26 protein-coding genes and 2 pseudogenes are annotated in these 25,846 nt (G+C 57.2%); 14 read left to right on the forward strand and 14 right to left on the reverse strand.

From position 1 onward, the window contains the following. Positions 1 to 63: 63 nt before the first annotated feature. From AC13QE_RS22355 to AC13QE_RS22365, 3 genes are read right to left on the reverse strand one after another with little or no spacing between them, the layout of a single operon-like run. Positions 64 to 918 carry a transporter substrate-binding domain-containing protein gene (locus tag AC13QE_RS22355; RefSeq protein WP_488485291.1) on the reverse strand — a complete coding sequence of 285 codons (855 nt, stop codon included), beginning with the start codon at positions 916 to 918 and terminating at the stop codon, positions 64 to 66. Between the two features lie 57 nt (positions 919 to 975). Continuing rightward, positions 976 to 2,652 (reverse strand): M28 family metallopeptidase, encoded by a 1,677-nt coding sequence (locus AC13QE_RS22360; protein ID WP_488485292.1) that lies wholly within the window; start codon positions 2,650 to 2,652, stop codon positions 976 to 978. Then, the gene (locus AC13QE_RS22365; protein ID WP_488485293.1) at positions 2,645 to 4,069 is read right to left on the reverse strand and encodes a M20 family metallopeptidase; all 1,425 of its coding nucleotides are present in this window, start codon (positions 4,067 to 4,069) and stop codon (positions 2,645 to 2,647) included. The genes AC13QE_RS22360 and AC13QE_RS22365 overlap by 8 nt, the downstream gene beginning before the upstream one ends. A gap of 178 nt (positions 4,070 to 4,247) precedes the next feature. Here AC13QE_RS22365 and AC13QE_RS22370 point away from each other — a divergent pair, with 178 nt between their 5' ends. Further along, entirely contained in the window at positions 4,248 to 4,889 is a 642-nt protein-coding gene (locus tag AC13QE_RS22370; protein ID WP_488485294.1) for a GntR family transcriptional regulator, read from the forward strand. Positions 4,890 to 5,101: 212 nt separating this feature from the next. On the opposite strand, the pseudogene AC13QE_RS22375 reads toward AC13QE_RS22370, so the two are convergent. After that, a pseudogene (locus AC13QE_RS22375) lies at positions 5,102 to 5,400 on the reverse strand (type II toxin-antitoxin system RelE/ParE family toxin). Further along, on the reverse strand, positions 5,397 to 5,705 hold the full coding sequence (locus tag AC13QE_RS22380) for a type II toxin-antitoxin system RelB/DinJ family antitoxin (protein ID WP_488485295.1): 309 nt from the start codon (positions 5,703 to 5,705) through the stop codon (positions 5,397 to 5,399). Before AC13QE_RS22380 ends, AC13QE_RS22375 begins: the two are co-directional and overlap by 4 nt. Before the next feature lie 451 nt (positions 5,706 to 6,156). Between AC13QE_RS22380 and AC13QE_RS22385 the strand changes: the two genes are divergently transcribed. Both AC13QE_RS22385 and AC13QE_RS22390 read left to right on the forward strand, forming a co-directional pair. After that, positions 6,157 to 7,389 carry an HlyD family secretion protein gene (locus AC13QE_RS22385; protein ID WP_488485296.1) on the forward strand — a complete coding sequence of 411 codons (1,233 nt, stop codon included), beginning with the start codon at positions 6,157 to 6,159 and terminating at the stop codon, positions 7,387 to 7,389. Next, entirely contained in the window at positions 7,371 to 9,365 is a 1,995-nt protein-coding gene (locus AC13QE_RS22390) for a glycosyltransferase family 2 protein (protein WP_488485297.1), read from the forward strand. The genes AC13QE_RS22385 and AC13QE_RS22390 overlap by 19 nt, the downstream gene beginning before the upstream one ends. 449 nt (positions 9,366 to 9,814) lie before the next feature. Here the strand turns inward: AC13QE_RS22390 and AC13QE_RS22395 are convergent, their stop codons facing one another. Next, positions 9,815 to 10,309, reverse strand: a complete 495-nt coding sequence (locus tag AC13QE_RS22395; RefSeq protein WP_488485298.1) for a histidine kinase — start codon at positions 10,307 to 10,309, stop codon at positions 9,815 to 9,817. Positions 10,310 to 11,107: 798 nt separating this feature from the next. On the opposite strand from AC13QE_RS22395, the gene AC13QE_RS22400 reads away from it, so the two are divergent. The 5 genes from AC13QE_RS22400 to AC13QE_RS22420 all read left to right on the forward strand — a co-directional run bounded on the left by AC13QE_RS22400 (position 11,108) and on the right by AC13QE_RS22420 (position 14,160). Next, positions 11,108 to 11,374 carry a type II toxin-antitoxin system ParD family antitoxin gene (locus AC13QE_RS22400; RefSeq protein ID WP_488485299.1) on the forward strand — a complete coding sequence of 89 codons (267 nt, stop codon included), beginning with the start codon at positions 11,108 to 11,110 and terminating at the stop codon, positions 11,372 to 11,374. Beyond that, complete coding sequence (locus AC13QE_RS22405; protein ID WP_488485300.1) at positions 11,371 to 11,667, forward strand: type II toxin-antitoxin system RelE/ParE family toxin; 297 nt, start codon at positions 11,371 to 11,373, stop codon at positions 11,665 to 11,667. Before AC13QE_RS22400 ends, AC13QE_RS22405 begins: the two co-directional genes overlap by 4 nt. A gap of 276 nt (positions 11,668 to 11,943) precedes the next feature. Then, positions 11,944 to 12,840, forward strand: coding sequence for a transglutaminase family protein (locus AC13QE_RS22410; RefSeq protein WP_488485301.1), 897 nt, complete (start codon positions 11,944 to 11,946; stop codon positions 12,838 to 12,840). 79 nt (positions 12,841 to 12,919) lie between these two features. Beyond that, complete coding sequence (locus AC13QE_RS22415) at positions 12,920 to 13,726, forward strand: transglutaminase-like domain-containing protein (RefSeq protein WP_488485302.1); 807 nt, start codon at positions 12,920 to 12,922, stop codon at positions 13,724 to 13,726. A gap of 2 nt (positions 13,727 to 13,728) precedes the next feature. Beyond that, positions 13,729 to 14,160, forward strand: coding sequence for an HAD family hydrolase (locus AC13QE_RS22420; RefSeq protein ID WP_488485303.1), 432 nt, complete (start codon positions 13,729 to 13,731; stop codon positions 14,158 to 14,160). A gap of 123 nt (positions 14,161 to 14,283) precedes the next feature. On the opposite strand, the gene AC13QE_RS22425 is transcribed toward AC13QE_RS22420, so the two are convergent. Further along, the gene (locus tag AC13QE_RS22425; protein ID WP_488485304.1) at positions 14,284 to 14,961 is read right to left on the reverse strand and encodes a type 1 glutamine amidotransferase domain-containing protein; all 678 of its coding nucleotides are present in this window, start codon (positions 14,959 to 14,961) and stop codon (positions 14,284 to 14,286) included. A 552-nt stretch (positions 14,962 to 15,513) separates the two neighbouring features. Here AC13QE_RS22425 and AC13QE_RS22430 point away from each other — a divergent pair. From AC13QE_RS22430 to AC13QE_RS22450, 5 genes are all read left to right on the forward strand, one after another. Then, on the forward strand, positions 15,514 to 16,404 hold the full coding sequence (locus AC13QE_RS22430; RefSeq protein ID WP_488485305.1) for a helix-turn-helix domain-containing protein: 891 nt from the start codon (positions 15,514 to 15,516) through the stop codon (positions 16,402 to 16,404). Positions 16,405 to 16,619: 215 nt separating this feature from the next. After that, on the forward strand, positions 16,620 to 16,916 hold the full coding sequence (locus AC13QE_RS22435) for a putative quinol monooxygenase (RefSeq protein ID WP_488485306.1): 297 nt from the start codon (positions 16,620 to 16,622) through the stop codon (positions 16,914 to 16,916). 258 nt (positions 16,917 to 17,174) lie between these two features. Continuing rightward, positions 17,175 to 17,939, forward strand: a complete 765-nt coding sequence (locus tag AC13QE_RS22440) for an alpha/beta fold hydrolase (RefSeq protein ID WP_488485307.1) — start codon at positions 17,175 to 17,177, stop codon at positions 17,937 to 17,939. Between the two features lie 313 nt (positions 17,940 to 18,252). Next, complete coding sequence (locus tag AC13QE_RS22445) at positions 18,253 to 18,507, forward strand: hypothetical protein (protein WP_488485308.1); 255 nt, start codon at positions 18,253 to 18,255, stop codon at positions 18,505 to 18,507. Positions 18,508 to 18,540: 33 nt separating this feature from the next. After that, positions 18,541 to 18,741, forward strand: coding sequence for a hypothetical protein (locus AC13QE_RS22450; RefSeq protein WP_488485309.1), 201 nt, complete (start codon positions 18,541 to 18,543; stop codon positions 18,739 to 18,741). A 74-nt stretch (positions 18,742 to 18,815) separates the two neighbouring features. Here the strand turns inward: AC13QE_RS22450 and AC13QE_RS22455 are convergent, their stop codons facing one another. Continuing rightward, on the reverse strand, positions 18,816 to 19,103 hold the full coding sequence (locus AC13QE_RS22455; protein WP_488485310.1) for a hypothetical protein: 288 nt from the start codon (positions 19,101 to 19,103) through the stop codon (positions 18,816 to 18,818). A gap of 22 nt (positions 19,104 to 19,125) precedes the next feature. Continuing rightward, on the reverse strand, positions 19,126 to 20,298 hold the full coding sequence (locus tag AC13QE_RS22460; protein ID WP_488485311.1) for a site-specific integrase: 1,173 nt from the start codon (positions 20,296 to 20,298) through the stop codon (positions 19,126 to 19,128). A 239-nt stretch (positions 20,299 to 20,537) separates the two neighbouring features. Here AC13QE_RS22460 and AC13QE_RS22465 point away from each other — a divergent pair. Next, positions 20,538 to 20,648: pseudogene (locus AC13QE_RS22465) on the forward strand (HIT family protein); the annotation flags it as partial. Positions 20,649 to 20,848: 200 nt separating this feature from the next. Here AC13QE_RS22465 and AC13QE_RS22470 read toward each other — a convergent pair. The 5 genes from AC13QE_RS22470 to AC13QE_RS22490 form a co-directional block, all read right to left on the reverse strand. Beyond that, complete coding sequence (locus AC13QE_RS22470; RefSeq protein WP_488485312.1) at positions 20,849 to 21,610, reverse strand: SDR family NAD(P)-dependent oxidoreductase; 762 nt, start codon at positions 21,608 to 21,610, stop codon at positions 20,849 to 20,851. 13 nt (positions 21,611 to 21,623) lie between these two features. Then, positions 21,624 to 22,436, reverse strand: coding sequence for an ABC transporter permease (locus AC13QE_RS22475; RefSeq protein WP_488485313.1), 813 nt, complete (start codon positions 22,434 to 22,436; stop codon positions 21,624 to 21,626). Next, positions 22,436 to 23,302: an ABC transporter permease gene (locus AC13QE_RS22480; RefSeq protein WP_488485314.1), complete on the reverse strand. Its 867-nt coding sequence runs from the start codon at positions 23,300 to 23,302 to the stop codon at positions 22,436 to 22,438. The genes AC13QE_RS22475 and AC13QE_RS22480 overlap by 1 nt, the downstream gene beginning before the upstream one ends. Before the next feature lie 82 nt (positions 23,303 to 23,384). Then, a complete protein-coding gene (locus AC13QE_RS22485; RefSeq protein WP_488485315.1) occupies positions 23,385 to 24,548 on the reverse strand; it encodes a polyamine ABC transporter substrate-binding protein in 1,164 nt (387 codons plus the stop codon). A gap of 22 nt (positions 24,549 to 24,570) precedes the next feature. Further along, complete coding sequence (locus tag AC13QE_RS22490; protein WP_488485316.1) at positions 24,571 to 25,662, reverse strand: ABC transporter ATP-binding protein; 1,092 nt, start codon at positions 25,660 to 25,662, stop codon at positions 24,571 to 24,573. Between the last annotated feature and the right edge of the window lie 184 nt (positions 25,663 to 25,846).

The following is a 25,846-nucleotide window of genomic DNA, read 5'->3' on the forward strand; positions in this document are numbered from 1 at the left end:
CAGATTCTGGCAAATCGTATCATTGTCTAAGCCTCAGCTAGGGACGATGTCTCGCGAGGGCGTTCAATTGGCGTCGAACGTCGGCGTCAGGTCGATCTTGCTCCATTTTTCCGAGAGCTGTTTGATCGTTCCGTCCTTGGCGGCCTGCTTGATGGCCTCATCGAACTTGGCCTTCAGATCCGTTTCGCCCTTGCGCATGCCGAGCGCCACTTCCGTCGCAAGCATCGCGCCCTTGACCATCGGGCCCGACATCATCAGGTCCTCGTTGCCCGGCTTGCCGAGGACGGAGGTCTCATAGACGCCGCTGTCGAAAGCGGCATCGATACGTCCTGCCTTCAGGTCGAGATCGCGTTCGCCGGAGTTCTTATAGGCGCGCACGGTGACATCGGAGCCGAAATAGGCGGTGATCAACTGCTCCTGGCTGGTCGATTGTACCACGCCGATCGTCTTGCCGTTCAAGGACTTGCCGATCGCCGCCATAACCGGATCCGCCTTCGCCTTGTCGTTGAGATTTAGCCGCTCACCCGTCATCGGCAAGCGTGAAACCGATCCATCCTTGACGAGCAGGAAGCTCGCGACACCGCTTGCATAGGGCACGGTAAAATCGACCACCTGTTTGCGCTTCTCATTGATGCCGAGCGTCATTACCAGATCGAACTTGCCGGCATTGAGGCTCGGGATCATCGCATTCCATTCGCCGGCAATCAGTTCGCAATCGACCTTGGCGCGCTTGCAAAGGTCATTGATGAGATCGACGTCAAAGCCGGCCAGCTTGCCACTGGAATCCATGAGGTTCCAGGGCGGAAAAGCGCCTTCGATGCCGACCTTGACATGCGTCCACTCCTTGGCGCCGGCCGCAAGCGGAGCGAGGAAGGCAATGGCGCTGAACACGGCAGCAAACAGGTTTCTATTCCTCATTTTCAGTTCCCTCTTTTCGGCCTCGAAGTGCCTTTTTTAGTGTGAGATATGACTGCGTCAGTCCTCCAGGCCTGCACGTAATGCTGCGTTGGCTTGCCTCAGCGCATGGGCGAGGCGATTTCTCACCTGACGGGCATGGACGGCGTAGAAAGCTGTCTCTGGCGATGCCACGGGTAGGGCCGCCAGCGCTCGCAGCCCCTCCAGCGACGGCCATGCCGCGTGCGGGAGGGCGGGATCATGATGGAAGCGCTCGCCGCTCGTATAGTTCAGCGGCACGAGATGGCGGCTGGCGCGCATGAGCGCGGCATTGATACGCGCCGCCGTGGCGGCGGATAGGTCCTTTGCCTGCAATATGGCTTTCGCGTTGATGCCCAGCTCGTCGATGGCCTTTGCAAGAACCGCGATGTCAATGCGGCCCGCAAGCTCCGTCTGCAGCTGAGCGACCTGTTTGCCGAGGGCATCCGCATAAACGGTATAGTCCAACGGCAGGATCGGCGAGGTCAGCAGGCGCCAAAGTATCTGAAGCACGATCTGCGTATCTCGATAGAGATTGTCGGGATCGATATGTTCTGCCGTGTCGTGCGGTGTATGCCACCACCAGCCGAGCGCCGTCAGCATCTTGACGGGACCGGGCGGTTGATGGCTGAGACTTCCGAACATCGAGGGGATGCCGACACCCCAGAAGGATTGATCCGCGGCTCTGCCGTGACGTCTGCCGGCATGCTTTTGCCCGGTCAGCCGCTCGATTACCTCGGCTGCCAGAGGCTTCAATTCATCGATGACACCGGAATTGGTGAGGATAGTCGCGCCCTCGCCGCCGGTGGAATCGACGTTGACGTGGGCCATGCAACGGCGATCGAGCTCGTCAAAATATTCGTCGGCATACCAGGCAGAACCGGAGTAGCGTCCGTGCGAATGGCCCGACCAGAAGCAGATGCGCAAGCCGCGTTGCCAATCCCTTGCCTGAAGCGCAAGCAGGCGCGCCGCCTCCAGCATGGTCGCGTTGGCGCCGCCATTGTCCATGACACCGAAATGCCAGGTGTCGTGATGGCCTGAAAACAGCACGAATGGCTCGTCCTCACCCGCCGGCTGAAGATCGGCCACAAGGAGCGGCGTCTTGCGCCATCCAGTGTCGACCTTTGCCGTGAGCGTTGCGCGCACCTTTTCACCTCTGGCGAGCCGTTCGCGCAGGCGCACGCCATCTTCCCTGGCAATCGTGCAGATCACGGTCTTCGGGAGTTGGGCCCGCGTATGTTGCGACGGGCTGCCCCAGACCGGCGACACGCACATTTCGTAGAGATGTTCGTTCGGGCTCACATGAAGCTGGCCGCAAGCGCCAGCCGCACTCGCAAGTGCAGCGACTTCTTCCGTGGCAATTCCATCGACCAGAACGATCTTGCCGGCGACGTCCTTGCCGACGAAATCGGCTTCCGTACCTTCGCCGACATAGGCGAGGTCGCCGCTTATACCTCCTGCCCAGCTCGAAACAGACATCGAATGGGTAATGCAACGAAGACCTTTGCCTTCGATCTCAACTTTTGCCGCGCCGGGCAGGCTGATAAAAGCGTCGTGCGACAGCAGCTGTGTGCGATATCCGTAACTGTCCATCTGCGCCTGAAGATAATGAAAGCTCTCAAGCTCCTCCGGCGTTCCGGATAATTTCACCCGGAGGGCGAACTCGCGGATATGCGCCATCAAGCGTTCGCGATCTGGCTGCAGGGTCAAGTCAGGCATGGGCCTTCTCCGGCAGCGGCGGCTCGACGTCATCGGGGATCGGGTTGACGAACGGCGTTCCTTCAAGGCGAGCTTTGTGATCGGCCTTGGCGGCTTCGATCAACTCGGGATTACGGATGAGATCGGCCGCCGTGCTTGCCATCACCTTGGCGGCGTGCTCGGTCCCCTTGTGAGCAGCCGGCAGCTTGCCTTGGGCGACCAGCTGCCAGGAATGACCGGGCGTGCCGATGGCATAGGTTGCGCCGCGCATCTGCACTGTTGGGACCACCCAGCTGACGGTTCCCACGTCGGTGGAGCCGACCAGTGTGCCATCGCCGGCATTCAGCGGGAAAATCTCCTCGCAAAGCGGCTGATCCTTCTTCGGCTTCAGCGCGAAACGGCCATAGGAGGCTGCGATATCCTCCGCATTGAAGGTCTGCTGAAACTTGCGGGCCGTTTCCCGGTCGGCATCATCGAATACCGGCGGCCCGAGCCGCTGCAGATGCGAGAACATGCATTCTTCGAGCGGCGTGTTGCCGACAAGATTGGCGTCGCCGCTGATGATCTCGCTACGAACCGTCGTCTCGGTCATCAGCGCCGCACCTTCGGCAACTTTCTTGACGCGAGCAACCAGGGACAGGAGCTCCGGCAAGGTTCTCGCTCGCACGAGGTAGCGGACGGTTGCGCGCGCCTGCACGACGTTGGGCGCCGCGCCACCTGCATCCGTGATGGCATAGTGAATGCGCGCGGTCGAAGGCATGTGTTCGCGCATATAGTTGACGCCGACATTCATCAACTCCACCGCATCGAGAGCGCTGCGGCCGAGATGAGGCGTGGCGGAGGCATGCGAGGCGCGGCCTGAAAAATGGAAATTGATTTCGTTGCAGGCGAGCGAGATGGGATTGTTGACGCCGGCAAAGGCGGCCGGATGCCAGGAGATTGCGATATCGACATCGTCGAAAACACCGGCGCGGACCATGAAGCCCTTCGAGGAGCCGCCCTCCTCAGCGGGACATCCATAATAGCGCACCCGCCCCTTCAAGCCGTTCTCCGCAAGGAAATCCTTGACGGCGGCGGCAGCGAGCATCGATCCGGCACCGAGCATATTGTGACCGCAGCCATGACCATTGCCGCCGTCGACCAGCGGCCGCTCCTCGGCAACCCCCGCCTCCTGGCTCAGCCCCGGCAGCGCGTCGAATTCACCCAGTATCGCGATGACCGGCCCACCCTCGCCGGCCTCTCCCATGACTGCTGTCGGCAAGCCAGCAAGTCCGCGCTCGACGTGAAAACCTTCAGTTTCCAGCAGGCGTGCATGCTCTTCGGCGGATTGGTACTCCAGGTAATTCGTCTCCGGAATGTCCCAGACCCGGTCACTCAGCTCAAAGAAGGCCGCGCGCTTTTTTTCGACGATTTCCCAGACCGCATCGGAATTTTGCATGGATTTACAAGCCGCCTCATATAATGGTATCCAAATTGGCGCCAATTTATGCGCCAATTGAAATGGGTGCGCAAGAGATGTGCATGAATATTTTTTCAGCACCGAGATTCGGGCTCGTTGTGAAGCAAAGGATAGCTATGATAGTCGTCGCCGAAAACGGAAGGCTGGGGAGAACTGCATGAATTCGCTGGAAGCAGAGGCGACTGCGCGAGCACACGAGGCGGAGACGCCGGATGTGACCGAGCTCATTCTCCAGGATATCCTCGCCGGCAGGCTTCCGCCCGGAACATGGCTGAAGCAGATCGATCTCGAACGACGATACAACTGCACCCGTCCCGAGGTCCGCCGGGCGCTTGACCGGCTGGTGCAGAAGCGCCTGGTGGAGCATGTTCCCAATCGTGGCTATCACGTCCATGAGCAGGACGGACGCCGGGCTCAGGAGGTCAGCGACATTCGCGTCATTCTCGAGGTCGCGGTCAGCGACCGTATCGTTGCGAACGCGAGCGCGGCGGATATCGCGAATTTGCGGGTTCTCTCCTCACGCTTCGACGATCTGGTTCTGAACGGCACCATGCTTGAGCTTTACGAAGCCAACCTTGCCTTCCACCGCCATTTGCTCGCTCTCGCCGGCAATCAGGAACTCGTGGAACTGATCACGGAAATCAGGCAGCGAACGTCTTCGGCGCCGGTGTCGCAGTGGCGAACGCGCGCCCGCATAGAGCAATCCGGTCGCGAACACCAGCAGATGGTTGATGCGATAGAGAGAGGTGATGTCGGTCACCTGATGGAACTGACGCGCAGGCACATTCTTCAGGCCTGATTGGCTGTTAGCAAAGGGCGCAGATTGCGTTGCAGTTGATGGGAATCGAACCGGAAGCCCGATACTTTCTGGGCATTAAGCTAAGGATCTTGACCGACAACTAACGGCAATCCCTACCTGATGCGAACCTGCGGCGATCTCACGAGATTGCCAACTATGGCTCGATATGGAGGCGGCGGTCATCGCAGAGGACCTGAAGGCAGCGCGTCGGGCTAGAAGTCAGCTATCGGCAAAATCTCTGGCCATTCCTGCGAGCCGTGGAGGACGCGAAGGACACGAATTGCCGTCTCCGTAACGGCATATACCGCGATATAAGGCGTTCCCTTGATCGCCATTCGCGCATCCCTGCAATTCTTCCAACGCGACCGCTTGTGGGAAAATCGGTCAAGCGGTGAGTGGCAGCCATGATCCGTTCGTCGATCATGACAGCGGCTGAAGGATTATCTGCCTCGATGTAGGTGAATATGGCGTCGCGATCCGACAGAGCGAACGCAGACCACGTCAGCTTCACGATTTGCGGTCATCCGCTCTGAGGCGTGCCGTAGCTCGACGCTTAGCGAAATGTGCCTCGACTTCATCATCCGAAATATCGGGCCGAGTATCGTTCAACGCTTCCAACACCTTTGTGCGAAACCAAGCGTCGTGAGCTTCACTGCCTGAGAAAAGTTCAAGTGGCAGAGCACCCTCATTGGCCGTCCGGGTGAGTAAGATCCGAACCGCGTCCGATACCGTAAGGCCCATCCTCTCAAGAACGGCTGAGGCACGATCGCGAACTTCAGCATCAATACGTGTTTGGACAAGTGCGTTGGCGGCCATGACGATCCTCACATTCAGCACAAAGATAATGCATTTGAATGACAATATCCACAGCGAGTTTTCGAACCCTCTCCAAGATTCCTTTCATTTTTATGCTCTTGAAGAGAGCCGAACCGACGACTCTAGCGTTACAAAAGGGAACCGTTTGAAATTCCTAAATATCGGACATCGGCTTTGACGGAACGAGCAATGCGGGGCGGATAGTGGACTGGCAGCTCCAGGGGTGAATCTGTATCCACTCGGCGACGACATTTTCCGGCAGGTGGACGTCGGCGCCCGGGCCTCCGCCGGCCACTAATGAGACAGCGCCTTCCGATTCATTAACACCAACGCATCGCGGCCACTTGCCCGTTAAATTCCTTCAAGCTAAATTACACAAGACTTAGTTGCATTTCTGTCGGCCGAGGTCGGCGGACCGATCACCGCTAACCCGATGGTCTAATAAGCTGACATGATTTGGAATCATCGCATTACCCGTGTCACCGTCGGCCTCTTGCTGCTGGCGCTTGCAATTGTCGTCTCCCTACCGGCAATCACCGGCTATACAAGCCGAGATGGCACCGTCAACGCCCGCCTTGCGCTCCTCAACGCTCCTATCGATGGCGTGATTTCAGGAGAGCCAGTAAAGGTCGGCATTCCTGTCAAAGCTGGCCAGGAACTCATTGAAATCAGCAATTCACGCGTGAACCGCGCAGTTCTCGCGTCCCTTGAGGCAGAGCGCAATACCGCCCTTGATCGCGTCGCAGCTTTGAAGAAAGAACGCGACGATCTCACGCAGCTTCGCGATCAACTGGGAAATCGCCTGGAAATCTTCAAGAAGGCGACGATTTCCAATCTTGAGCGCGAAGTTGCAATTTTACGAAAGAGGGTCGAAGTCTCACAGGCTCAAGATCTCGCCGCGCAGGTCGATCTCGGCCGTCGTGAAGAACTCGAATCCAAGGGTATTCTCACGCAGCGGATGGTGGATGCAGCGCGCGCCGCTGGCGCAGCGACCGGGGGCGAGGTCCAGGTCAGCAATCTGACCGTTGATCAATTGCAGCAGCGCCTAGACGCTGTTCGGCAGGGCATTTTTGTCTTCGGAGATGGGCAAAATGACGTCCCCTACTCACGGCAGCGCCAGGACGAGGTCATAGTTCATATCAGCGACCTTAATTCCCGGATCGCGGAGAACGAAACGCGCGCCGCCGAAGTCGAAAAGCAACTGACGGAGGAGGGCATCCGCGTCAGCAGCCTCGAATCCGCCACTGCGACGGCTCCGTTCGACGGAGTCGTATGGAGCAGAAGCATCGTCAATGGCTCCAACGTCGTGCTCAATAACGAGCTTATGCGAATCCTCGACTGCCGGGAACTGTTTGTCGACATCCTTGTCCCCGAGGTCGATTATGACGAAATCTATCCAGGACTGGCCGCGCAGGTCCGTTTGCTTGGACGCAGCGACGTTTTCAAAGGCTCGGTCGTCTCCGTAAAGGGCAGCTCGGCAACCACGGAAACCGATTCGTTTGCGGCCAGCCTGCCGGTTACAGCGCAACGCAATGCCCGCATCAGGGTTCGGCTCGAACCTTCCTTCATGAACAGTGACTTCGAAAATTTCTGCCAAGTGGGACGTTCGGTCCAGGTCCGCTTTCCAAGACATGGATTCGGTTTTTCGAATTGGGTCAAGAACCTGTGGTTCAGTATCTTCTAGCACTTGCTCCGACCTTTCTTGTGATGGCCTTCTTTCTTCTCGGACCATTCAATTGGTCGCGCCATCATAGTTGGACGAGGGCCGTCACCTGTGGGTTCGTCGCGTTCGTCGCATTGCGCTACATGCTTTGGCGATTCACGCAGACCGTTCTTCCTTATCCATATGGCGGAGCCAACTTTTATTGGGTATGGCTCGTTTTTATCGTCGAGCTGCTGGCATTTTCCGACGTTGTGCTGTTCCTCATCCTCATGAGCCGCTACGTCGACCGGAGCCTCGAGACGGACGAGCTCGGCAAGGTCTTTTTTTCGCATGACGAACGCGAACTGCCGACAGTGGACGTCTTCATACCTACTTACAATGAGCCACTCGACGTTTTGGAACGAACAATCGTCGGCGCATTGTCGCTCGATTACCCTGCAGACAAACTCAAAGTCTACGTTCTCGACGACCAACGTCGGGATTGGTTGAAGGCCTTTTGCGACCAGAAAAATGCCATCCACGTAACGCGCAGCGACAATGCCCACGCCAAGGCCGGCAACATGAATAACGGTCTCAAAGTCAGCTCGGGCGAATTCATTGCCGTCTTCGATGCGGATTTCGTGCCCTACCGGCACTTTCTTCGTCGTACACTGCCCTTCTTTTCCGACGAGAGCATCGGTATCGTCCAGACGCCCCAGCACTTTTTCAATGCCGATCCGGTTCAGACGAACCTGGGGTTGGAGAACATATGGCCCGACGAGCAGCGTCTGTTTTTTGACGAGATCGCGCCCAGCCGCGATGGATGGGATGTCAGTTTCTGCTGTGGTTCATGCTCGATCGCTCGGCGCAAGGCGGTCGACGCGATCGGTGGTTTTCCGACAGAGTCGATCACCGAGGATTTGCTAACCACGCTCTCCATGCTCAACGAAGGCTATAAGACGCGCTACTTGAACGAGCGGCTGTCAATGGGGCTCGCTGCGGAAAACCTGACCGGCTATTTTGTGCAACGCGAACGCTGGTGCCAAGGCGGCATTCAGACGCTTTACTTGCACAATGGCCCGTTGCGCGGCCCAGGCCTGTCTTTGTTTCAGCGAATCATGTTCCTGCCTATTTCATGGATAGTCCAATATCTGGTTCGCCTGATGATCCTGGTCATTCCGATCGCCTATCTGTGGTTCGGACTGCTGCCGCTGTATTTCACGGATATTGCTGACTATGTCTCATACCAGGTGCCGTTACTGACGGCCTATTTTCTTTTGATGCTTTGGATCACGCCAACACGATATTTGCCGATAATCTCAAGTGCCGTCGGAACCTTCGCCACGTTCCGAATGCTGCCGACCGTTGTGTCGAGCCTGATTAGACCATTCGGCAAGCCATTCAGGGTGACGCCGAAAGGCAGTAGTAACCAGGCCAATCAATTCGACAAATATACGTTCGCCTGGATCGCGACCTTGATCACGATCCAGGCAATTGGACTTATGATCGACATTGTCCCCGAGACCACACAGATTGATGCGCAATTTTCGCCAATCGCCGCTTTCTGGGCCGGCATCAACATTGTCGTCTTGGTCATCGCCTCCCTTATTTGTTTCGAGAAACCGCAACGATTGTTTCACGCGTTCAAATTGGACGAACCGGCTTCCGTAGATAACATCCCTGGTCGGTTAGTCAGTTTGGCGCTCGATAAGGCCGTTATCGCGGTTGCGGCGGATTCACGCTTCGAGTCAAAATCCGTCTTGCTGCACCTTCGGGGCTTTGCACCCTTTGAAGCTGAACTGAAGCAAGTCACTCAGCGGCGCAGGAGCGTGAGCCGAGGCGGCGATCGCCAAGCCTATTATCTCCACCTTCATTTCGACCTCGATGGCGCTATCCGAGACCAGATGATCGTAAAGCTCTATACGGGAGACTATTCGCGAGACATTCCTGAGCTCGACAAGGTCGCCGTATCAGTCAATCTTCTGCTGCGTTCCTTCGGCCGGACGCGTGCATTCTAGCCAAAACGCCGGACCGTCTGCTGCGTGGTTCGTTAAAGCGATCTTACTTTACACAGGATCGCCAAAGGTCGATCAGGTCCTCTCGGGCCTCATTGGGTTCGTTCTTGCGATTGTTGGAAAGATCAGATTGAGACTGGAAGTACAATCCCTGACCCGGCACAAGATCGAAGCGGCGGGCGGCGCTTGATCAAAGGACTTAGACGGCCACCGGGACAATCCTCGTCCGCTCGATGCGGCTGATCGCCCAACCGGTCGTCGGTCGCAAAATCATTTCGGGAATTCGATGCTGATGCCTGGTTGAAGCGACCGTTCCATTACGACCCGTTCGTTGATATGTGTCAGAAATCGGTCACCCGGCGAGTCACCGCCGGGTAGAAAAAGGTGAAAGCAGGGCTGAACTCAACAACCTGTTGGCAGCAGTGATAAGCTTCCCGCTGCCGCAGACTAAGTCATTCCACCGGCTTGATCGAAGCGACGATTGCCTTAACTTCAGCATCGTGCTTGTCTTCTTCCCCCTTGTCTCCCCAGTACGTCACCACGAGAGCGTTTTCGGCGCTCACCTGGACGATGAGCAAGCCGACGCTAATTGGACCGTTTTCATCTTTACCATCCCACTCAAGAGTGGCCATCTGCATACCGTTGACCTCGGTAGCGGGCGTCTCCTTTTGAGTTGAGGGGTCGATCGTCACTTTATTTTTTGCGAGAAAATCGACCGCGCCGGTAACAACTTTCTCCATGGATTTGTCGCTGGCGACCTCGGCTGAAAGATAGACGGCGGAATCGTCTGAGGTTCCCTGGACGCCGCCGTCGGTTTCCTCCGGCTTCCAGCTATCTGGAATGGTGATACTTGCGACGGGCTTGTCACCAGGAAATGTCAAGGTCGCGGCGTGTGCCGTAAGAGGAAACGTTAATGCAAGCAAAGCCGATACGATAATTTTCTTCATGATAGAATCCTTAGAGCTTAAAGCCGATATGCAGGACGGCATGAAGCTTCTAAAGAAAATATATTAAGATCGTGACCACACAGCGAACAAAGGAGCAATATTAAATAAAACAAGAACAACCTGCATATGCTGTTGTTACTGACACGCCGGTCAAACAATCAACTTTCAATGGCGCGCCACATCTTCATACTCGGAAACTGAGCAAAGATAGGTAGTTTGCATTTCGCGTCCTTATTGGGGAACCGGTTAGTCCGATCCAGTGCGGGAGGCATCCTCCTGCTGCCTGACTGTCGAGTTTCACGACGCTTTAACCCGAATTTTCATTTGACGTTGATCCATTCATCCGTAGGGAACCCGTTGATAAAACCGGTATATCGATATCGAAACAGGGTCACGACGAAATGCAAAACTGGATGAAATCGCGACGCAAATGAACACCGATGGGCACCAATCGGCGCCGACGCACGCGTAGCTGCAGTTTCGCGGCTCGCAAGCTCGACGAATGCGATTTCAGACAACGCTCATAGGAGACATTACAGGCCGTATATGAAGTTGTGCGCAAGCACGCGGTAGTTCAAGGCCGTTCTGTCCGCGCGTCATAGAGTGGCGTGTATTCAATACAACGCCGTCAATTTTCATGCATGCGACGTCTGAAAATGAGCAAACCTTGCCGCCCTCGTTTAGGGCGGCCTATCAACAGCCTCGAAAAAGTAGTTCCTTCGATGTCAGGTCGCGAGGGATTGATAATAGTTGATAAACGGCCTATCTTGCTCTGCATCACATCAGATGGAGGACCGCATGATTAGTGCCGATCTGGGAAAGCAGCTCGAAAGCTATATTCAGCAACTTGTGGAGACAGGTCGCTATGGGTCGAAAAGCGAAGTCCTGCGGGAAGGTGTGCGACTGGTCCAGGACCGCGAGACCCGGCTTGCCGCGCTGGATGCCTCAATCATGCGCGGCATTGCCGATGGGGATGCTGGCCGAATGAAGCCGGCCAGCGATGTCTTCGATCGGCTTGAGGCCAAATACGGCGCGATGGCTGACAAGGCCGAAAAATCGGCATGATCCTCGAGTTTTCCTATGAGGCGGAAAACGACCTTGAGCAGATCGCCGATTATATCGCGAGGGACAATCCCCAGCGCGCGCTGTCATTCATCCGAGAGCTGCGCAGCAAGTGCGAGGATCTTGTCGATAATGCGAAGGGCTATTCCCTCGTTCCCCGCTACGAGCACCACGGTATCCGCCGGCGCGTCTATGGCAACTATCTGATCTTTTATCGCGTCGAATCCACGAAGGTCGTCATCGTCCATCTTCTGCATGGCGCCACCGATTATGGTACCATGCTGTTCGGTGAATAGCTGCGCCGGTCGATCCGAGAGGCACGCCCTCTCAAAGTGATTTTAGCTCGACTTCGCGAACGCGTCGGGCGGGCCCGAGGGGGATTGGGCGTGGGCTTCTTCGGGACATTTGAGAGGCCGCATCACGGTTTCTAACGGCCGCCGGATTGTCGTCAATAGGTTGCGGGCCATCGCCCCCGCTGTTTATCGCTTGCCAGAGCGAACGATGTAACAATGCATGTGCTCTTTAAGAGTGATACGGTGATAGTCGTCTTAGACCTCGTACCCCGGTGATCGATGACAATATTTACCGTCCGACACATCACGTCCTATCGTTATAAGCGGCCGGTTGAGTTCGGAGAGCACAGACTTTTGTTCAGACCGAGAGACAGCTTCGACCAGACGCTGCTGAGCTCCCAGCTCCTCGTCGACCCGGAACCGGACTATCTTCGTTGGATCCATGATGTGTTCGGAAACTGCGTCGCAGTGATCGGCTTTGCTCAACCCTCACGTGAGCTCCGCTTCAAAACCGTCATTCGCCTTGACCATACACCCTATGTCGCAGTTGATCTGCAAATCGATAAGGCAGCTTTGACTTACCCCTTTTCATATGATCCAGACGAAGCGCTCGATCTGGAACGAACCGTCCAGCGGCATTACGCTGATCCAGATGATCAGGTCGGTAAATGGGCGCGCCAATTCGTGCGGATCGGGCACCCCACTGAAACCGGTCACCTGCTGATGACGATGTGCTATGCCATCCATGAAAGTTTCATCTATGCTCGACGACAAGAGCATGGAACGCAAGCGCCGACCGAGACGCTGCAGCTTCGAAAAGGGACCTGCCGCGACTTCGCGCTACTTATGATGGAGGCCGCACGATCACTTGGGTTCGCGGCTAGGTTCGTCACCGGCTATATCTACGTTCCAGACCGAGACGGATCCACCACCCTCGGTGGCGGTTCCACCCATGCGTGGTGCCAGATCTATTTGCCTGGCGCCGGTTGGGCGGAGTTCGACCCAACCAACGGTATCGTTGGCAACCGTGATCTTATCCGTGTTGGGGTGGCGCGGGATCCGAGGCAGGCAGTTCCTTTGTGGGGAAGTTACGACGGAACAGCCGCTGACTACGAGGGCATGTTCGTCCAAGTCAACGTCACAACGGATGATCGCATCGTATCTGTGCTCAACTGATCGGAACGCATTGCCTATCCCGGCGTTTGCCGTCCAAAGCTGGTCTCATGGCAATTCGCCGGCGCAAAGGAATTTTACCATGAAGATACGTGCTGGCTTTCATCTTGGATACGAATGCGAACAACCAACCCCGATGTTGCTTGTTCTCAATATTCATCCGTCCCGCCGCGCGGATCTTTTGACTGAGCAGACCTTGAGTTTCGACCGACCGATCGAGGCATGGGGCTATATCGACGGCTTCGGCAATGCCTGCAGTCGAATCGTCGCGCCAGCAGGGCTAACGACAATTTCGACCGAGTTCGAAATTTATGACAGCGGTCTGCCGGATCCCATTCCGCAAGACGCTTTTCAGCATGAGATCAAGGATTTGCCCGACGACGTGCTCGTCTATCTACTCGGTAGCCGCTATTGCGATACAGATCATATGGCTGACTTCGCCTGGAAACGATTTTCCTCCCCTCCCCTTGGCTGGCCACGGGTAAAGGCAATACTCGACTTCGCGCACAACCACATCAAGTTTGATTATAAAAAGGCGGATCCGCTTCGGACGGCGTTTGGTGGATACACAGACCGCGTGGGCGTATGCCGTGACTTCGCGCACCTCGCCATAACACTCTGTCGCTGCATGAACATACCAGCCCGTTACTGCACCGGCTATCTTGGGGATATCGGCGTGCCAAAGGACCCAAATCCGATGGATTTCAGTGCCTGGTTTGAAGTTTATCTGGGAGGACATTGGCATACAGTCGATGCTCGGCATAACACGCCGCGCATTGGCCGAATTCTGATGGCGACCGGTCGTGACGCAACCGACGTGGCACTCACCACCGCGTTCGGATCAGCGAAATTGTCCCGTTTCGAAGTCATAACCGAGGAGGCTCTCTAAAAGTGAGCAAACATAATGTCAGATCCTGGTTGACCGATATGGACGGCGTGCTCGTGCATGAAAACAAGGCGATTCCGGGCGCGGTCGAACCCATTCAGCACTGGCGAGCGAGCGATACACCATTCCTGGTCCTCACCGATAATTCGATCTATACGCCTCGCGATCTCAGTGCCCGGCTGCACAACAGTGGATTGGACGTGCCGGAGGAACGCATCTGGACCTCAGCGCTGGCAACAGCTGCTTTTCTCAAAGACCAGACCCCTGCCGGAAAAGCATTTGTCATTGGAGAAGCCGGGCTGACCACCGCCATCCATGAGGCGGGCTTCGTCATGACCGACATCGATCCTGATTATGGGGGCAGAACAAGATTAATGCGAAATCGTACGCTAACCCAATTCGAGCAGATTTTCCGTACGGTCTGTGCTGAAACATAAAGCTTTAGGGCGGAATCCTACTTTGGGCGCGGTTTAGCGAACGAATGTCGATCTCCAGGATCATTTTTCCGCCTAAACGTACGATTTCGCATTAATCTTGTTCTGACCCCCTCGCGGGCGACGCTAAAGCATACGCTCTTTGAGCGCACTGAGCAGGTGTTCGGCCAGAGGACCCGCCGACGCCGGATTCTGTCCGGTGATGAGCCGTCCGTCCACAACAACATTGGCCTGCCAGTTAGGCGCCGAGGAGTAGCTTGCCCCTTCAGCAATTAGCGCATCCTCAAGCTCATAAGGTACGTCTTCACGGGCGTAGTCATACTCCTCACTCTTTGAAAAGGAGGTCACACGCTTGCCTTCCAGGAATGGCTTGCCGTCTCCGACGTCCACCCCGAGCAGGGCGCAAGGTCCGTGACAAACTGCAGACACGAGCTTGTCGGTGGTCCAGGCCCGGACAATTGCCCTCTGTGCCTCGACGTTGCGGGCGATATCGACCATTGGACCAAGCCCTCCAGGGATCAGCACAGCGTCATAGTCTGCGGCATCGACCTGCGACAATTTGCGACTGCGGTTCAAGCGGCGGAACGCCTTACTTTCGAAAAAGGCCTTTTGCGCAGCATCACTTTCGTCATAGGCGTCATAAGGGGTCCAGCCGCCAGAGGGTGAGGCGAATTCGACAGCAATGCCGGCCCTGTCGAGTACCTCGAATGGATGAGCGACTTCGGCAAAGAAGAACCCGGTTCCGCGGTTCTTCGGACCGATAACGGCAGCATTCGTCACGATAAATAGCACATGTTGGGTCATTTGGTCGTCCTTTCTTTAAGTGGGGGGTGACAATCAGCTCAATCACGCCTTACCCCAAGAGCCGCAGCAGGCGGCCAGTGGCCAAGGACGCGAAATCGACGTGATATTCATATGCGTTTCGAAGCGGCAGTTATTCTCATATCCTGCTCTCCAACGAACAGATCTTGCGATAGGGCAGCCTCCTTACTGAAAGAGACGAGGCTCGGCGTCCCAACTCCTCTTGAAGAGGTCGGATACCACTGTTCCGCCATGTCCGCGGACAGGTAAGCCTAACCACACGCCCTGAGCCCCTCTCACGCTGGGCGTATTCGGATGTTCGCCAGGACCGCGCCGGACAATACCGCGCTCTTCGCAGGCTTAAGAGCAATACATTCTTGGTGCATGAGAATGGATGCTGCCCAACCATTGACGAGATTGCTTCAAAGCCGGCAATGCGGGCGATACCACAGCTCTTGGAACGCGGCTGGTTCAGTGACATAGTTGCACTCTGGGAACACTGACGGCGACAGCTCCACGTCTGGGATGCGGCTATTCGAACGGAACAGGAAACCGATGATCGGCTCGGGAGATCGAAAATTTATCGGTAGCGAGCACCTCGGCAGCATCGCCGAATGGCCTGATCTACTCATAGAGCGACGCAGGATCCAGGCCGGACCGCAAGCAGACTTTACCGCCGAGAGTGTGGAGGTGGTGATCATGCTGGCCGGGCGAGCAGGTTCACAGCGCAAAGGTAATGGTGAGACGCAAAGCGGAGCTGCCCTGCCGGGGATGGTCTGGATCTCGCCCATGGGAATCTATGAGCGCGACATCGAGCTGACCGGTCCGGCCGAATGTCTTCATATCTACCTGCCTCCGACCCTCGTGGAGGCGAGCGCGCTGCAGGACTACGATCTGGACCCAAGCCTGGTCGAGCTCGCCTACGCCGGCTTTGTTGCTGACCCGACGCTGCATCAGATCGCAACCGCCATGACCGGCTGCATAGGGCGGCAGTTCGACATCACGGACCGGTTGTTCATCGACGGGATGCGCACCTCATTAGCGGCCTGCCTGATGGGCAACTACACCGTTGACCGTTGGAAGAGACCAAAGATCGCCCAGACCTTGGATGCGAGGCGTCTGAAAAGGGTTCTCGACTACGTTGAGGCCCATCTCATAGACGAGATGACGCTTGAGCAGCTTGCTGCCGAGGCCTGCCTCAGTCCCTATCATTTCGCACGTCTGTTCAAGCAGGCGACCGGGCTTTCCCCCCACCGTTACGTCACCGACCGAAGGGTGCAAGTGGCACAACAAAAGCTGGCCGGCGCCACCTTGTCGCTGGTTGAGATTTCCCTCGATGTCGGGTTCGGTTCGCAAGCCAACTTCACGCGCGTGTTCAAGCGGTCGACTGGCTTGACGCCAGGACACTACCGCGCCCTCTGCCAGGGCAGGAGCGACGCGCTCTGATCTCACCATTCCTTGCGACGCTCAAGGTGCCGCTCCGCTCAAGCGCACGGTCTGATACATGCGTCCCAACATCTGGCGCGGCGATCAATCCGCTATGTCACGCAACGGATCAGATTAGCAAGATCGGTTCGTTGAACCGCAGCATATGAAAATACCGTCAGCCAGTTTGAACCGTATTCCTACGCCATCCGTCGAGAAAGGGAAGGAATCAAACCATGACACAACAATCACGCATTATCGCGGTTCTGACGGCCCTGCCTCACAGAGAAGCCGATCTTGCGGATCTGCTCAGGACAATGCGTCTGGCCAGCCGAGCCGAACCTGGCAATCTTCGTTACGATCTCTGGCAAGACCGCGGCGGCTCCGCTCGCTTCGTGCTAGACGAACTGTATGCTGACGATGCGGCGCTAAATGCGCATCGTGACAGCCCACATTTCCAGAACTATCGATCGCTGATCGGCACTCTCGCCGAACGCATGGTCATCGTCATCGACCCAGTTCAGGTCGGCTAACAAACCGTTCGCATAGTCATTAGCGGCCGCGCCATATCAGCCATTTCGGTCAAGATCGTTTGCAGAAGGTCTTTCCCATCGCGCGCACGTCGGCGCAACTATTGAGGAGAAGTACCGTGCGCATGGGAATTGAAGACAAAATCGTTTTCATGACTGGGGGTAGTAGCGGCTTCGGGTTCGCAAATATCCTTCACGTCGAAACTCAGCCTCCCCTCAACAAGACGCCATTGAATTCAACGCAACCAAAGGAACCATCAAATGTCCAAGATCTTCCAGGCAATCGCCGCCGCAACCATGCTGACTTCCTCCGCTATCCCTTTCAGCTCGGCGTCTGCCGCAGACGCTGCAGTCCGCAACGTCGTCCTTGTCCACGGCGCATTCGCCGATGGATCAGGATGGAAGGCGGTCGCCGATATCCTGTCTAAGGATGGCTTCAAGGTCAGCATCGTTCAGGAGCCGGAGACGTCGCTTCAGGACGATGCCCAAGCGACCGAGCGAATCCTTGATCAGCAGGACGGCCCGGTTGTTCTCGTCGGTCACAGCTACGGCGGCCAAGTCATCACGGAAGCAGGCGCCGATCCCAAGGTGAAATCGCTGGTCTACGCCGCCGCCTTTGTCCCAGAGGTCGGAGACAGCTTGTTGTCTCTCGCTAAAACGATGCCACTGCCAAGCGAAGATATCAAGGCGACCAAGGATGAATATCTCTATCTCGATCCTTCAAAGTTCGCTGCCGATTTTTCGGCCGATCTGCCGAAGTCAACATCCGACCTGATGGCCGTTTCGCAGGTCTTCGCTTCTGAAAAGGCTTTCTCGGCGCCCGTCACCAAGGCTCCGTGGCACGAAAAACCAACCTTCGCGATCGTCGCCACGCAGGATAAGGCAATCAACCCCGACCTGGAGCGTTGGATGTACAAGCGAGCTGGGGCTCAAACCATTGAACTCAGGTCGAGCCATGCCGTCTACATGTCGAAACCCAAGGAAGTTGCGGACGTAATCGAAAAGGCCGCCAAGGCCGGGAAGTGACAACACCGGGAGGTCTTCGGGCCTCCCTCCCTCTTTCATCACTCTGCCATCTCAATTACGTCAGGATATCTTCATGCCCACGCTACAAGAAACGCTCAACCTCCGCGATGGGATCGAGAGCCGACCTTCATCGACGCTGAGAAGGATGTCTACTCTTGGCGCGCGGGAGACATGACGCCGGCGAGGAGCCAGTCCGCTTCAGGTGCGCCCTTATGACCTCTACGACCGCAATGGGGCGCGAAGCAGTCGTCCCGCACTGCAACGCCACTTTTAAAGATCACGACCCATAGTCAACAAAATCAGATCTGTTGATGTGAAGGGATCAGAACCGGCGGCCCTCAAATGTATGCTCTTTTTGCGACAAGAATCAGATTCTTGCGAGTATCAAACGGCCATGTCGGAATGCCGGAAGTATGGATTTACCGACATTGAAGATATGCTCTACGGCAAGCTACAGATCGAGATTCTCAACACTGACCTTTACCGAGGTTTTGCCGGATTTTACGACGATGCTCTCAGCACCGGCAGCACACTTGTTTTCTATCCAAACGAAGCGACGGCCTATTAATTGCGCCGTTGGGTGTGCGATCGGAAAAGAGGTATGAACAAAAGGCCGACACTTTTCTCTTGGTGGGTAACGCCAATTTTAACCGCCATGATCATTTATGGCTTGCTAAGCCTAATCGCCGTCGACGCATATATCTATCGCTGGCCAGTATTGGTTATCGGTTTTTTGTCTTGGTGGGGAGCGGAACTTTTGGTGCGTGCCATCAACAAGATCCTTTCGGGGCATGACCGCTGACCGATTCCAAAATCTTCGGCTAAGAACGCTAAAACCAGGGATCTTGACTACATCGCCTCGATCTGTACTGGAGATCAATCTTCTAATCTCCGATTGGCGCCAGCAGGCTGAAGGACACTCGCCTCAACAAATAGGATGTTCCCGCTTCCGTGTTCGTAGTGAATCAAGCCTGCTTCAGTCGTTTTGACCATGATTCCGGAAGACAGTGTGCCACCGCCTATCATCTCCACGTCGGGGATGTCCCACCCGGAATAGCCAGCCAGAAAGGCGCGATTGTCGAAATCGCAGATAACGATACCCGCCATGCCATCCACCTTAACGTGATCGCCTACCATTATCGCCTGGCCGGTTGAATACCTCATCTGCTCATCCCGGATTAATTTCCTAGCTTACCAGTCTTGCCGCCCGCCCATTCTTCCGCTCGGCATTGTTGTAGTAGCTCGCCGCCTGCGCCACCGATCTATGCAGGGACTGCTGCATGGCCTCTTGCAGCGAGACACCGCGATTGGCCGCCTCGGTCAGATAGCCAGATCGCAGCCCATGGGCTGAGAACACGGCGGGATCCAGGCCGGCCTGTTTGCATCGGGTTTTCAGGACCAGATTGACCGACTGCGGCGTCAGTGCCCGTCGATCGATATTGCCCCATTGGTCGATGCGCCGGAACACGGGTCCGGTGTCGATCCTGGCCTCCGCAAGCCATTGCTTCAGCGCCTCGACGGGTCGACCGATCAAAACCACATGCACTCGGTCGTCGGCGGTTGTCGTCTTAGTGCGTCCGAGATTGATGGTGAGACACGGCAGGAGAGGGGAGGCGGAGTTTGCCGGATCGGCATGCACCGGCTCCTCGTCGACGAGATCCTCGACCCGCAGGTCGGCGACTTCGGAGCGCCGGCGGCCGCCGGAGGCGAAGGCGGTCAGCAGCAAGGCGCGATCGCGCAGGTCGACCAGGCGCTTGCCGTCACAGGTGGAAAGCAGCTTGGCCAGGATATCGCCGGTGACAGCTCGTTTGCTCTTGCGGCGGCGTTGCCTCGGCGCGGCGCGGACTGCGAGCCGCAATGCACTCTTTAGAGACGGAGCAGCAAAAGATCCCGTCAATCCGCGCCAGCGAGTGAGAATCGACCAGGAGGTCAGCCGCCGGCGGACAGTATCGGGCGCGTGCGGGCCCTCGACACGCAGCAGGCCTTTGGCGCGCAATCCGATCTCGACCGCGGCCGGCATGCCGTGACTCGGATCCTCGGCCCGTTCGACCGGGTCCCAGAGATGATGAGCGACAAATTTCAACAGCAGGCTCTCCGGCGCCGGCCAGGGGAGGGGAGCGCTGGTCGACAGCTCGCACCAGGCTTCGAGGTAGCCGAGATCGGAGGCAAGTGCGCGCAGCGTATTGGCACCCATGCCTTCCTTGGCCAGATGTTTGAGGGTGGCGACATCGTCGTCCGTCAGCAGCGTTGCCAGCTGATCGCGGCGGGCAAAGGGTAGAATAGCGTCGAGCGCATCGAGTTCTTCGGCGCGGGCCAGCACCGTATCGGCGGAGGAGGGGAGGGCTTTCGGCTTCGGCAAGATCGTCTCCGGCGCTGTGAGTTGCCCCGACTTTAATGGTGTCGATCAGCTTGATTAGGCGGAATCAATTTCCTTGTAACGATACAGTTTTTACCCGCCAGGATCATTGGAATCTTCTGAATTAGCCGCAACCCGGACATTGCGGCTGCCGCAAACTCCCTATTCGGCGACATCGCAAAAGTCAGGAAACAAGTGTCGCTTAATGGGGACTTTTGCGAGAGCGACGGAGAAGGCGAACTTTGGAGATCCCGGAGCGTTTTCATATCACCAAAACAAGTGGATGGCTAATTTGCCACCGGATGAACTCTGCTCTCCCTGGCTATCTGATAGTCAGTTCGAAAACGGACACTCCGCCGGAGGTCTGTGTCGATCGAGCCAGACTAACTTGAAGGCAGTTGACTTTGGATCACCTGCAATTACGGTCAATTTTGTGCAACCGGACGGTCCCATGAGGATGTTCAGCACGCTGTCATGGCCATCAAGCGCTACGGGCGCCCTGAAGATGTATGGGGAATGGTTGCGTGGCGGGCTGCACCGGAGGCCAGCTTCGTTAAATGACGGTTTCGCCGCCGTCGACGACGAGGATTTGCCCCGTCATGTAGGACGAGCGGTCTGAGGCCAGGAAAAGGATAGGTTCGGCTATCTCCGAAACATCCGCCCAACGGCCAAGCGGCACCTTCTCGGCGATGTAGCCTTCAATGGCGTTGCGTCCACCCATCTGTGCGATGAACGGTTCGTTGAATGGCGTGTCAACCCATCCGGGACAAAGAGCATTCACGCGAATCCCGAATTTCGCATAGTCTCCTGCCATTTGCCGGGTCATAGCGATGACAGCATGTTTGGTCGTCGTGTAGGCGATCATCTCGCGGTCATAGAGAACACCTGATGATGATGACGTGTTCAGGATCACGCCTTTGCCGGCTTTCTTCATGATCGGCATGACGAGACGTGCCGCCATAAAATGTGCCCGCACATTGAGGCTCCAGGACTTGTCGAAGCCTTCGACGGCAACTTGCTCCAGATCTCCGGCGACCTGCGCGCCTGCGTGATTGTGCAGAATATCGATGCGGCCATGGCGCGCGGCGGTAGCGGTTATGCCAGCTTCAAGCGCCCTGTCGTCGGTCACATCGACGACCAAGCTCTCGGCACTGCCGCCGGCCTCGGCAATCATTTCGGCCGTCTCTTCGGCATTCGCGAAGCTGATGTCGGCGACAACGACATGGGCGCCTTCGCGCGCCATGATTTGTGCGCCGGCCCGACCGATGCCCGAGCCTGCGCCCGTGACGATTGCAACGCGATCTCTCAATATCATGGCATTTCCCCAGTCAATCGGTTGTTGTCTTTTCGCGCATCAGGAAGCGCGCGATGAAAATAAGGATGAGCGAGGCGACCAGCACCATCGTCGCGATCGCATTGATTTCAGGTGTCACGCCGCGGCGAATGGAGGCGAAGACATAGATCGGCAGCGTCGTATTCGATCCGGCCACAAAGAACGCGATGATGAAATCGTCAAAGGAAAAGGTGAAGGCTAGCAGGAAGCCTGCCACGATGGACGGCATGATCTGAGGCAACACGATCTGCCGGAACGTTGTGAGTGGCGTCGCATAGAGATCGCTGGACGCCTCGACGATATCGCGTCCCAGGCTGGCGATACGTGCTTTCACGATCATTGTCACCAGCGCCATCGTGAAGAGGCCGTGCGCGGCAATGATAGACCCGTAACCCAGCGCGAGCTTGGGCGGCTGATCGCCTGGCCAGACGGCCGCGATGAGAGGGTTGATGAGGCCAAAGACCTCAACGAGTGCGACGAGCGTCGCGATGCCGATGACGACGCCTGGCACGACGATCGCCGCCGCAAAAAGCCCGTCGAATATGGCGCGCATTCGGGCGCCGAGTCGCTCCATGCCGATGGCGGCCATGGTGCCGAAGACCGCTGCCAGCGCGGCACTTGTGATGGCAATGATCAGGCTGTTGCGCAACGCTTCCATCAGAAACGTATTCGACAGCGCCCGGCCATACCATTGCGTCGAGAAACCGGTGAATTCGCTGGCATTGCGGCCCGCATTGAACGAGAAGAGGACGACCAGCGCAATCGGTGTGTAGAGGAAGAGATAGACGAAAGTGACGAGTGCGCGCATCAGACGAGGTCCACCTGCCGAGTACCGGCAACGCGCCAGGCAATGCGCATGGCGACAAGCAGCACGATGACAACGACGGCAACCAGTGTGACGGCAATCGCCGATCCGAATGGCCAGTTGCGCGATTGCAGGAAGAGATCGACTAGTGCATTGCCGATGAAGAAGACTTTGCCGCCGCCAAGAAGCTGCGGGATTAGATATTCACCAAGAAGCAGGATCGTGACCAGCGCAACGCCCGTCATCACGCCCGGAAGCGATAGCGGCAGGGTGATGCCGAAGAAGGTCGAGATCGGCTTAGCGCCGAGATCAGCCGAGGCTTCGAGCAACCGGCGATCCAGCTTTTCCAGGCTGACATAGATCGGCATGATCATCAGCGGTAGGTAGCCGTAGACGATGCCGAGCAGCACGGCGCCGGGCGTATTGATCAGCCTCACATTTTCAATGCCGACGAATTCGAGCAGGTGCGGAATTCCGCGCGCGCCGAGCAGGTACATCCAGGCATAGGTGCGCACCAGTAGGCTGGTCCAGAAGGGCACGACAACAAGTGAGACGAGCAGCAGCCGGCGCTGCGGGTTCGCCTTGACCGCCAGAAAATAGGCGACCGGATAGGCGACGATGAGGCAGGCAGCCGCCCCGATGGGCGCCAGGATCAGCGTATTGACGAAGGCTGCTGAGCGTGCGCCGAGATTGGCGAACTGTTCGAAGGTGAAAGCCGCCTGATAGCCGCCTTCGGGCGCCCGTTCGCCGAAGGCAAAGACGACGATTGCGATGAAGGGCAGCACCAGAAAGACGAGCAGCCAGATGCTGGCTGGGCCGACAAGGGCCGCGGTGATCAGGCGCCGTTTGGTGACGTGGGGCAGGGGCATGGCTCGGTCTTCATCCATCGGATCTGGAAGCAGAACCGGCTTCCCCGCTGCGGGGCGGGGGAAGCCGGGATGCAGGCAAGACTTACGCCGACTTGAATCGCGCCATCAGTTCGGCGCGGCCCGGATCGGTGAGCGTCACGGCAGCGCCGAATTCCAGCGGTGTCAGCGCCGCTTCGTCCGGATAGACGATCTTGTTCGAGGTGACCTCCTTGGGCAGCAGCCCGATTACGCGGCTGTCGGTGGTTGGTGCGCCGTTGGCAATATGCTCCTTCACCGCGTTCTGTGGGTCCATCAGGTAGTTAAGCAACGCGTAACCTGCGGCCTTGTTGGGCGCGTCCTTCGGGATCGCATAGTAATCCGTCCAGATTTCACCCCCGTCGGTGCCGAGGACATAGGCAAGTTCCGGCATGTCGCGGTTGAGCTGCGCCCCATCATTGGTCCAGCACATCGTGAGCCATGCATCGGTGGAACGCATCGATGGCTGATAGTCGGAATTGATGGCGAAGAGATGCGGCTTGACCTTGATGAGCAGCTCTTCGGCCTTGGCAAGTTCATCAGCCTTGATCGAATTGAAGTCGTAGCCGAGCGAGACAAGCGCGCTGCCGATCGTCGTTAGCTGATAGTCGTGCACCATGGCGCGGCCATCGGCTTCGGTCTGGGCGATCTCGAAGAAGTCCTTCCAACTGGAAAGCTTGGTCTTGATCTTGGACGTATTGACGGAGAAACCGGTCGTGCCCCAATTCTTAGGCACAGCATAGGTCTTGCCGTCGATCTGGCCTTCCTTGGTGAAGCGCGGGCTTTCGGTTGCCTGGCTGAAATTCGGAATCTTGGAAAGGTCGAGCTCGTCGATCAGACCAAGCTTATGATGGGTCGAGATCGTGTAGTTGGTCGGCACGAAGAGCGACCAGCCAGAGGCACCGGCCTGCAGCTTGGCGAGCATTTCCTCGTTCGAGCCAAAGACATTAACTTCGACGGCAACGCCGGTCGCCGCCTTGAAATTCTCGAAGGTTGCCGGATCATGATAGTTCGGCCATGTGGCGATCGACATCTGCTTACCCAGATCTTCGGCCGCATAAGCAGGCGTCGACAGCGCACCCGGGAAGCGCGACAGTACGGCGGTCGCAAGACCGAGGCCGGTGACGCTGAGGAAGTGCCGGCGATTGACGGAACCGCGCTTCAGGCGCATGAACTCGTCCATGAAGCCTTCGGCGGAGATGGGCAGATTGTCCTTATAATCCTTGCTCATGATGCTGTTCCCTTGTCTTGGTTTATGCATTCGATGCTGGAAAGACATGGATGGCGGCGGGGTCGAAGCCGAGGAAAACCTCCTCGCCGGGCTCCACGAGGTCGCTCTCATTCATGCTGCGCCGGTCTGCCGTGATCAGGAAATCGCCGAGGCCCGGCACGCTGACCGCATATTCGGCAGATGAGCCGAGGAAGATGCGATGCGTCACGGTTCCCTTGAATGACGCGCCTAAAGGCGCAGCCCTGCGCGTCAGATGGATTGCCTCGGGGCGCAAGGCAGCGATGACTTCGCCCGACACGAGCTGCTTGCCGGAGGCGATCGCTGAGCCATCCGCCAGCCTGAGCGTCGTACCATCGGCCTCCATTGCCGCGGCGATACGGTTCGTCTTGCCGACAAAATCGGCGACGAAGAGGTCTGCAGGGCGGTCGTAAACTTCCTGCGGGCTGCCGAGTTGACGGATGCGCCCGGCACTCATGACGCAGACGACGTCGGCCATCGAAAGCGCCTCTTCCTGGTCATGGGTGACGAGGACGAAGGTGATGCCGAGCTCGCGCTGCAGGGTCTGCAGCTCGATCTGCATGGCCGACCGCAGCTTTTTGTCGAGTGCCGCCAGAGGTTCGTCGAGCAACAATACGGAAGGGCGGTTGACGATGGCGCGGGCAAGCGCCACACGCTGTTGTTGCCCACCCGACATTTCATGGATGCGCCGCTTGGCAAAGCCGTCGAGCCGGACCATTTCGAGCGCCTCAGTGACGCGCCGGTCGATCTCTTTTGTCGTGATCTTGGGGCGCATCTGCTTGAGCCCATAGGCGACGTTCTGCTCGACATTGAAGTGCGGGAACAGCGCGTAGTGCTGAAAGACCATGTTGACGGGGCGGCGATAGGCCGGAACTCCGTTCATCTCGCGTCCGTCGATCAGCACGGTGCCTTCGCTCGGTTGTTCGAAGCCGCCGATCATGCGCAGGCAGGTTGTCTTGCCGCAGCCGGACGGCCCGAGCAATGCCAGGAAGGCACCCTTGGGCACTGTGAGATTAATGTCTGTCACAGCGGTCACAACGCCATAGCTCTTTGTGACCGAACGGAATTCGATATCGTTCGTCGAAGCGGATGCCACGTCTGTTCCCTGCGGTTGGTTTGGAATGGCAGTCTATCGCCGCCTTATTGCCACCGTCGTTAAGGAAAGAGTAAGCCTGCGCTTCCTCCATGGTATATACCCCGAGAGAGGTATTTAGGCGCACATTGTTTCGTGGAAGGTGTATACCCGGCTTCCGCGAATTTTGCGGAACGGCGGGAAGGAG

The sequence above is a fragment of the Martinezella sp. CNPSo 3957 genome, assembly GCF_057784395.1.

Excerpts from the sequence above, each read along its gene's own strand:
- AC13QE_RS22355 (WP_488485291.1), bottom strand. The coding sequence starts at position 918 with ATGAGGAATAGAAACCTGTTTGCTGCCGTGTTCAGCGCCATTGCCTTC.
- AC13QE_RS22360 (WP_488485292.1), bottom strand. The coding sequence starts at position 2,652 with ATGCCTGACTTGACCCTGCAGCCAGATCGCGAACGCTTGATGGCGCAT.
- AC13QE_RS22365 (WP_488485293.1), bottom strand. The coding sequence starts at position 4,069 with ATGCAAAATTCCGATGCGGTCTGGGAAATCGTCGAAAAAAAGCGCGCG.
- AC13QE_RS22370 (WP_488485294.1), top strand. The coding sequence starts at position 4,248 with ATGAATTCGCTGGAAGCAGAGGCGACTGCGCGAGCACACGAGGCGGAG.
- AC13QE_RS22380 (WP_488485295.1), bottom strand. The coding sequence starts at position 5,705 with ATGGCCGCCAACGCACTTGTCCAAACACGTATTGATGCTGAAGTTCGC.
- AC13QE_RS22385 (WP_488485296.1), top strand. The coding sequence starts at position 6,157 with ATGATTTGGAATCATCGCATTACCCGTGTCACCGTCGGCCTCTTGCTG.
- AC13QE_RS22395 (WP_488485298.1), bottom strand. The coding sequence starts at position 10,309 with ATGAAGAAAATTATCGTATCGGCTTTGCTTGCATTAACGTTTCCTCTT.
- AC13QE_RS22400 (WP_488485299.1), top strand. The coding sequence starts at position 11,108 with ATGATTAGTGCCGATCTGGGAAAGCAGCTCGAAAGCTATATTCAGCAA.
- AC13QE_RS22405 (WP_488485300.1), top strand. The coding sequence starts at position 11,371 with ATGATCCTCGAGTTTTCCTATGAGGCGGAAAACGACCTTGAGCAGATC.
- AC13QE_RS22410 (WP_488485301.1), top strand. The coding sequence starts at position 11,944 with ATGACAATATTTACCGTCCGACACATCACGTCCTATCGTTATAAGCGG.
- AC13QE_RS22415 (WP_488485302.1), top strand. The coding sequence starts at position 12,920 with ATGAAGATACGTGCTGGCTTTCATCTTGGATACGAATGCGAACAACCA.
- AC13QE_RS22425 (WP_488485304.1), bottom strand. The coding sequence starts at position 14,961 with ATGACCCAACATGTGCTATTTATCGTGACGAATGCTGCCGTTATCGGT.
- AC13QE_RS22430 (WP_488485305.1), top strand. The coding sequence starts at position 15,514 with ATGATCGGCTCGGGAGATCGAAAATTTATCGGTAGCGAGCACCTCGGC.
- AC13QE_RS22435 (WP_488485306.1), top strand. The coding sequence starts at position 16,620 with ATGACACAACAATCACGCATTATCGCGGTTCTGACGGCCCTGCCTCAC.
- AC13QE_RS22440 (WP_488485307.1), top strand. The coding sequence starts at position 17,175 with ATGTCCAAGATCTTCCAGGCAATCGCCGCCGCAACCATGCTGACTTCC.
- AC13QE_RS22450 (WP_488485309.1), top strand. The coding sequence starts at position 18,541 with ATGAACAAAAGGCCGACACTTTTCTCTTGGTGGGTAACGCCAATTTTA.
- AC13QE_RS22455 (WP_488485310.1), bottom strand. The coding sequence starts at position 19,103 with ATGAGGTATTCAACCGGCCAGGCGATAATGGTAGGCGATCACGTTAAG.
- AC13QE_RS22470 (WP_488485312.1), bottom strand. The coding sequence starts at position 21,610 with ATGATATTGAGAGATCGCGTTGCAATCGTCACGGGCGCAGGCTCGGGC.
- AC13QE_RS22475 (WP_488485313.1), bottom strand. The coding sequence starts at position 22,436 with ATGCGCGCACTCGTCACTTTCGTCTATCTCTTCCTCTACACACCGATT.
- AC13QE_RS22480 (WP_488485314.1), bottom strand. The coding sequence starts at position 23,302 with ATGCCCCTGCCCCACGTCACCAAACGGCGCCTGATCACCGCGGCCCTT.
- AC13QE_RS22485 (WP_488485315.1), bottom strand. The coding sequence starts at position 24,548 with ATGAGCAAGGATTATAAGGACAATCTGCCCATCTCCGCCGAAGGCTTC.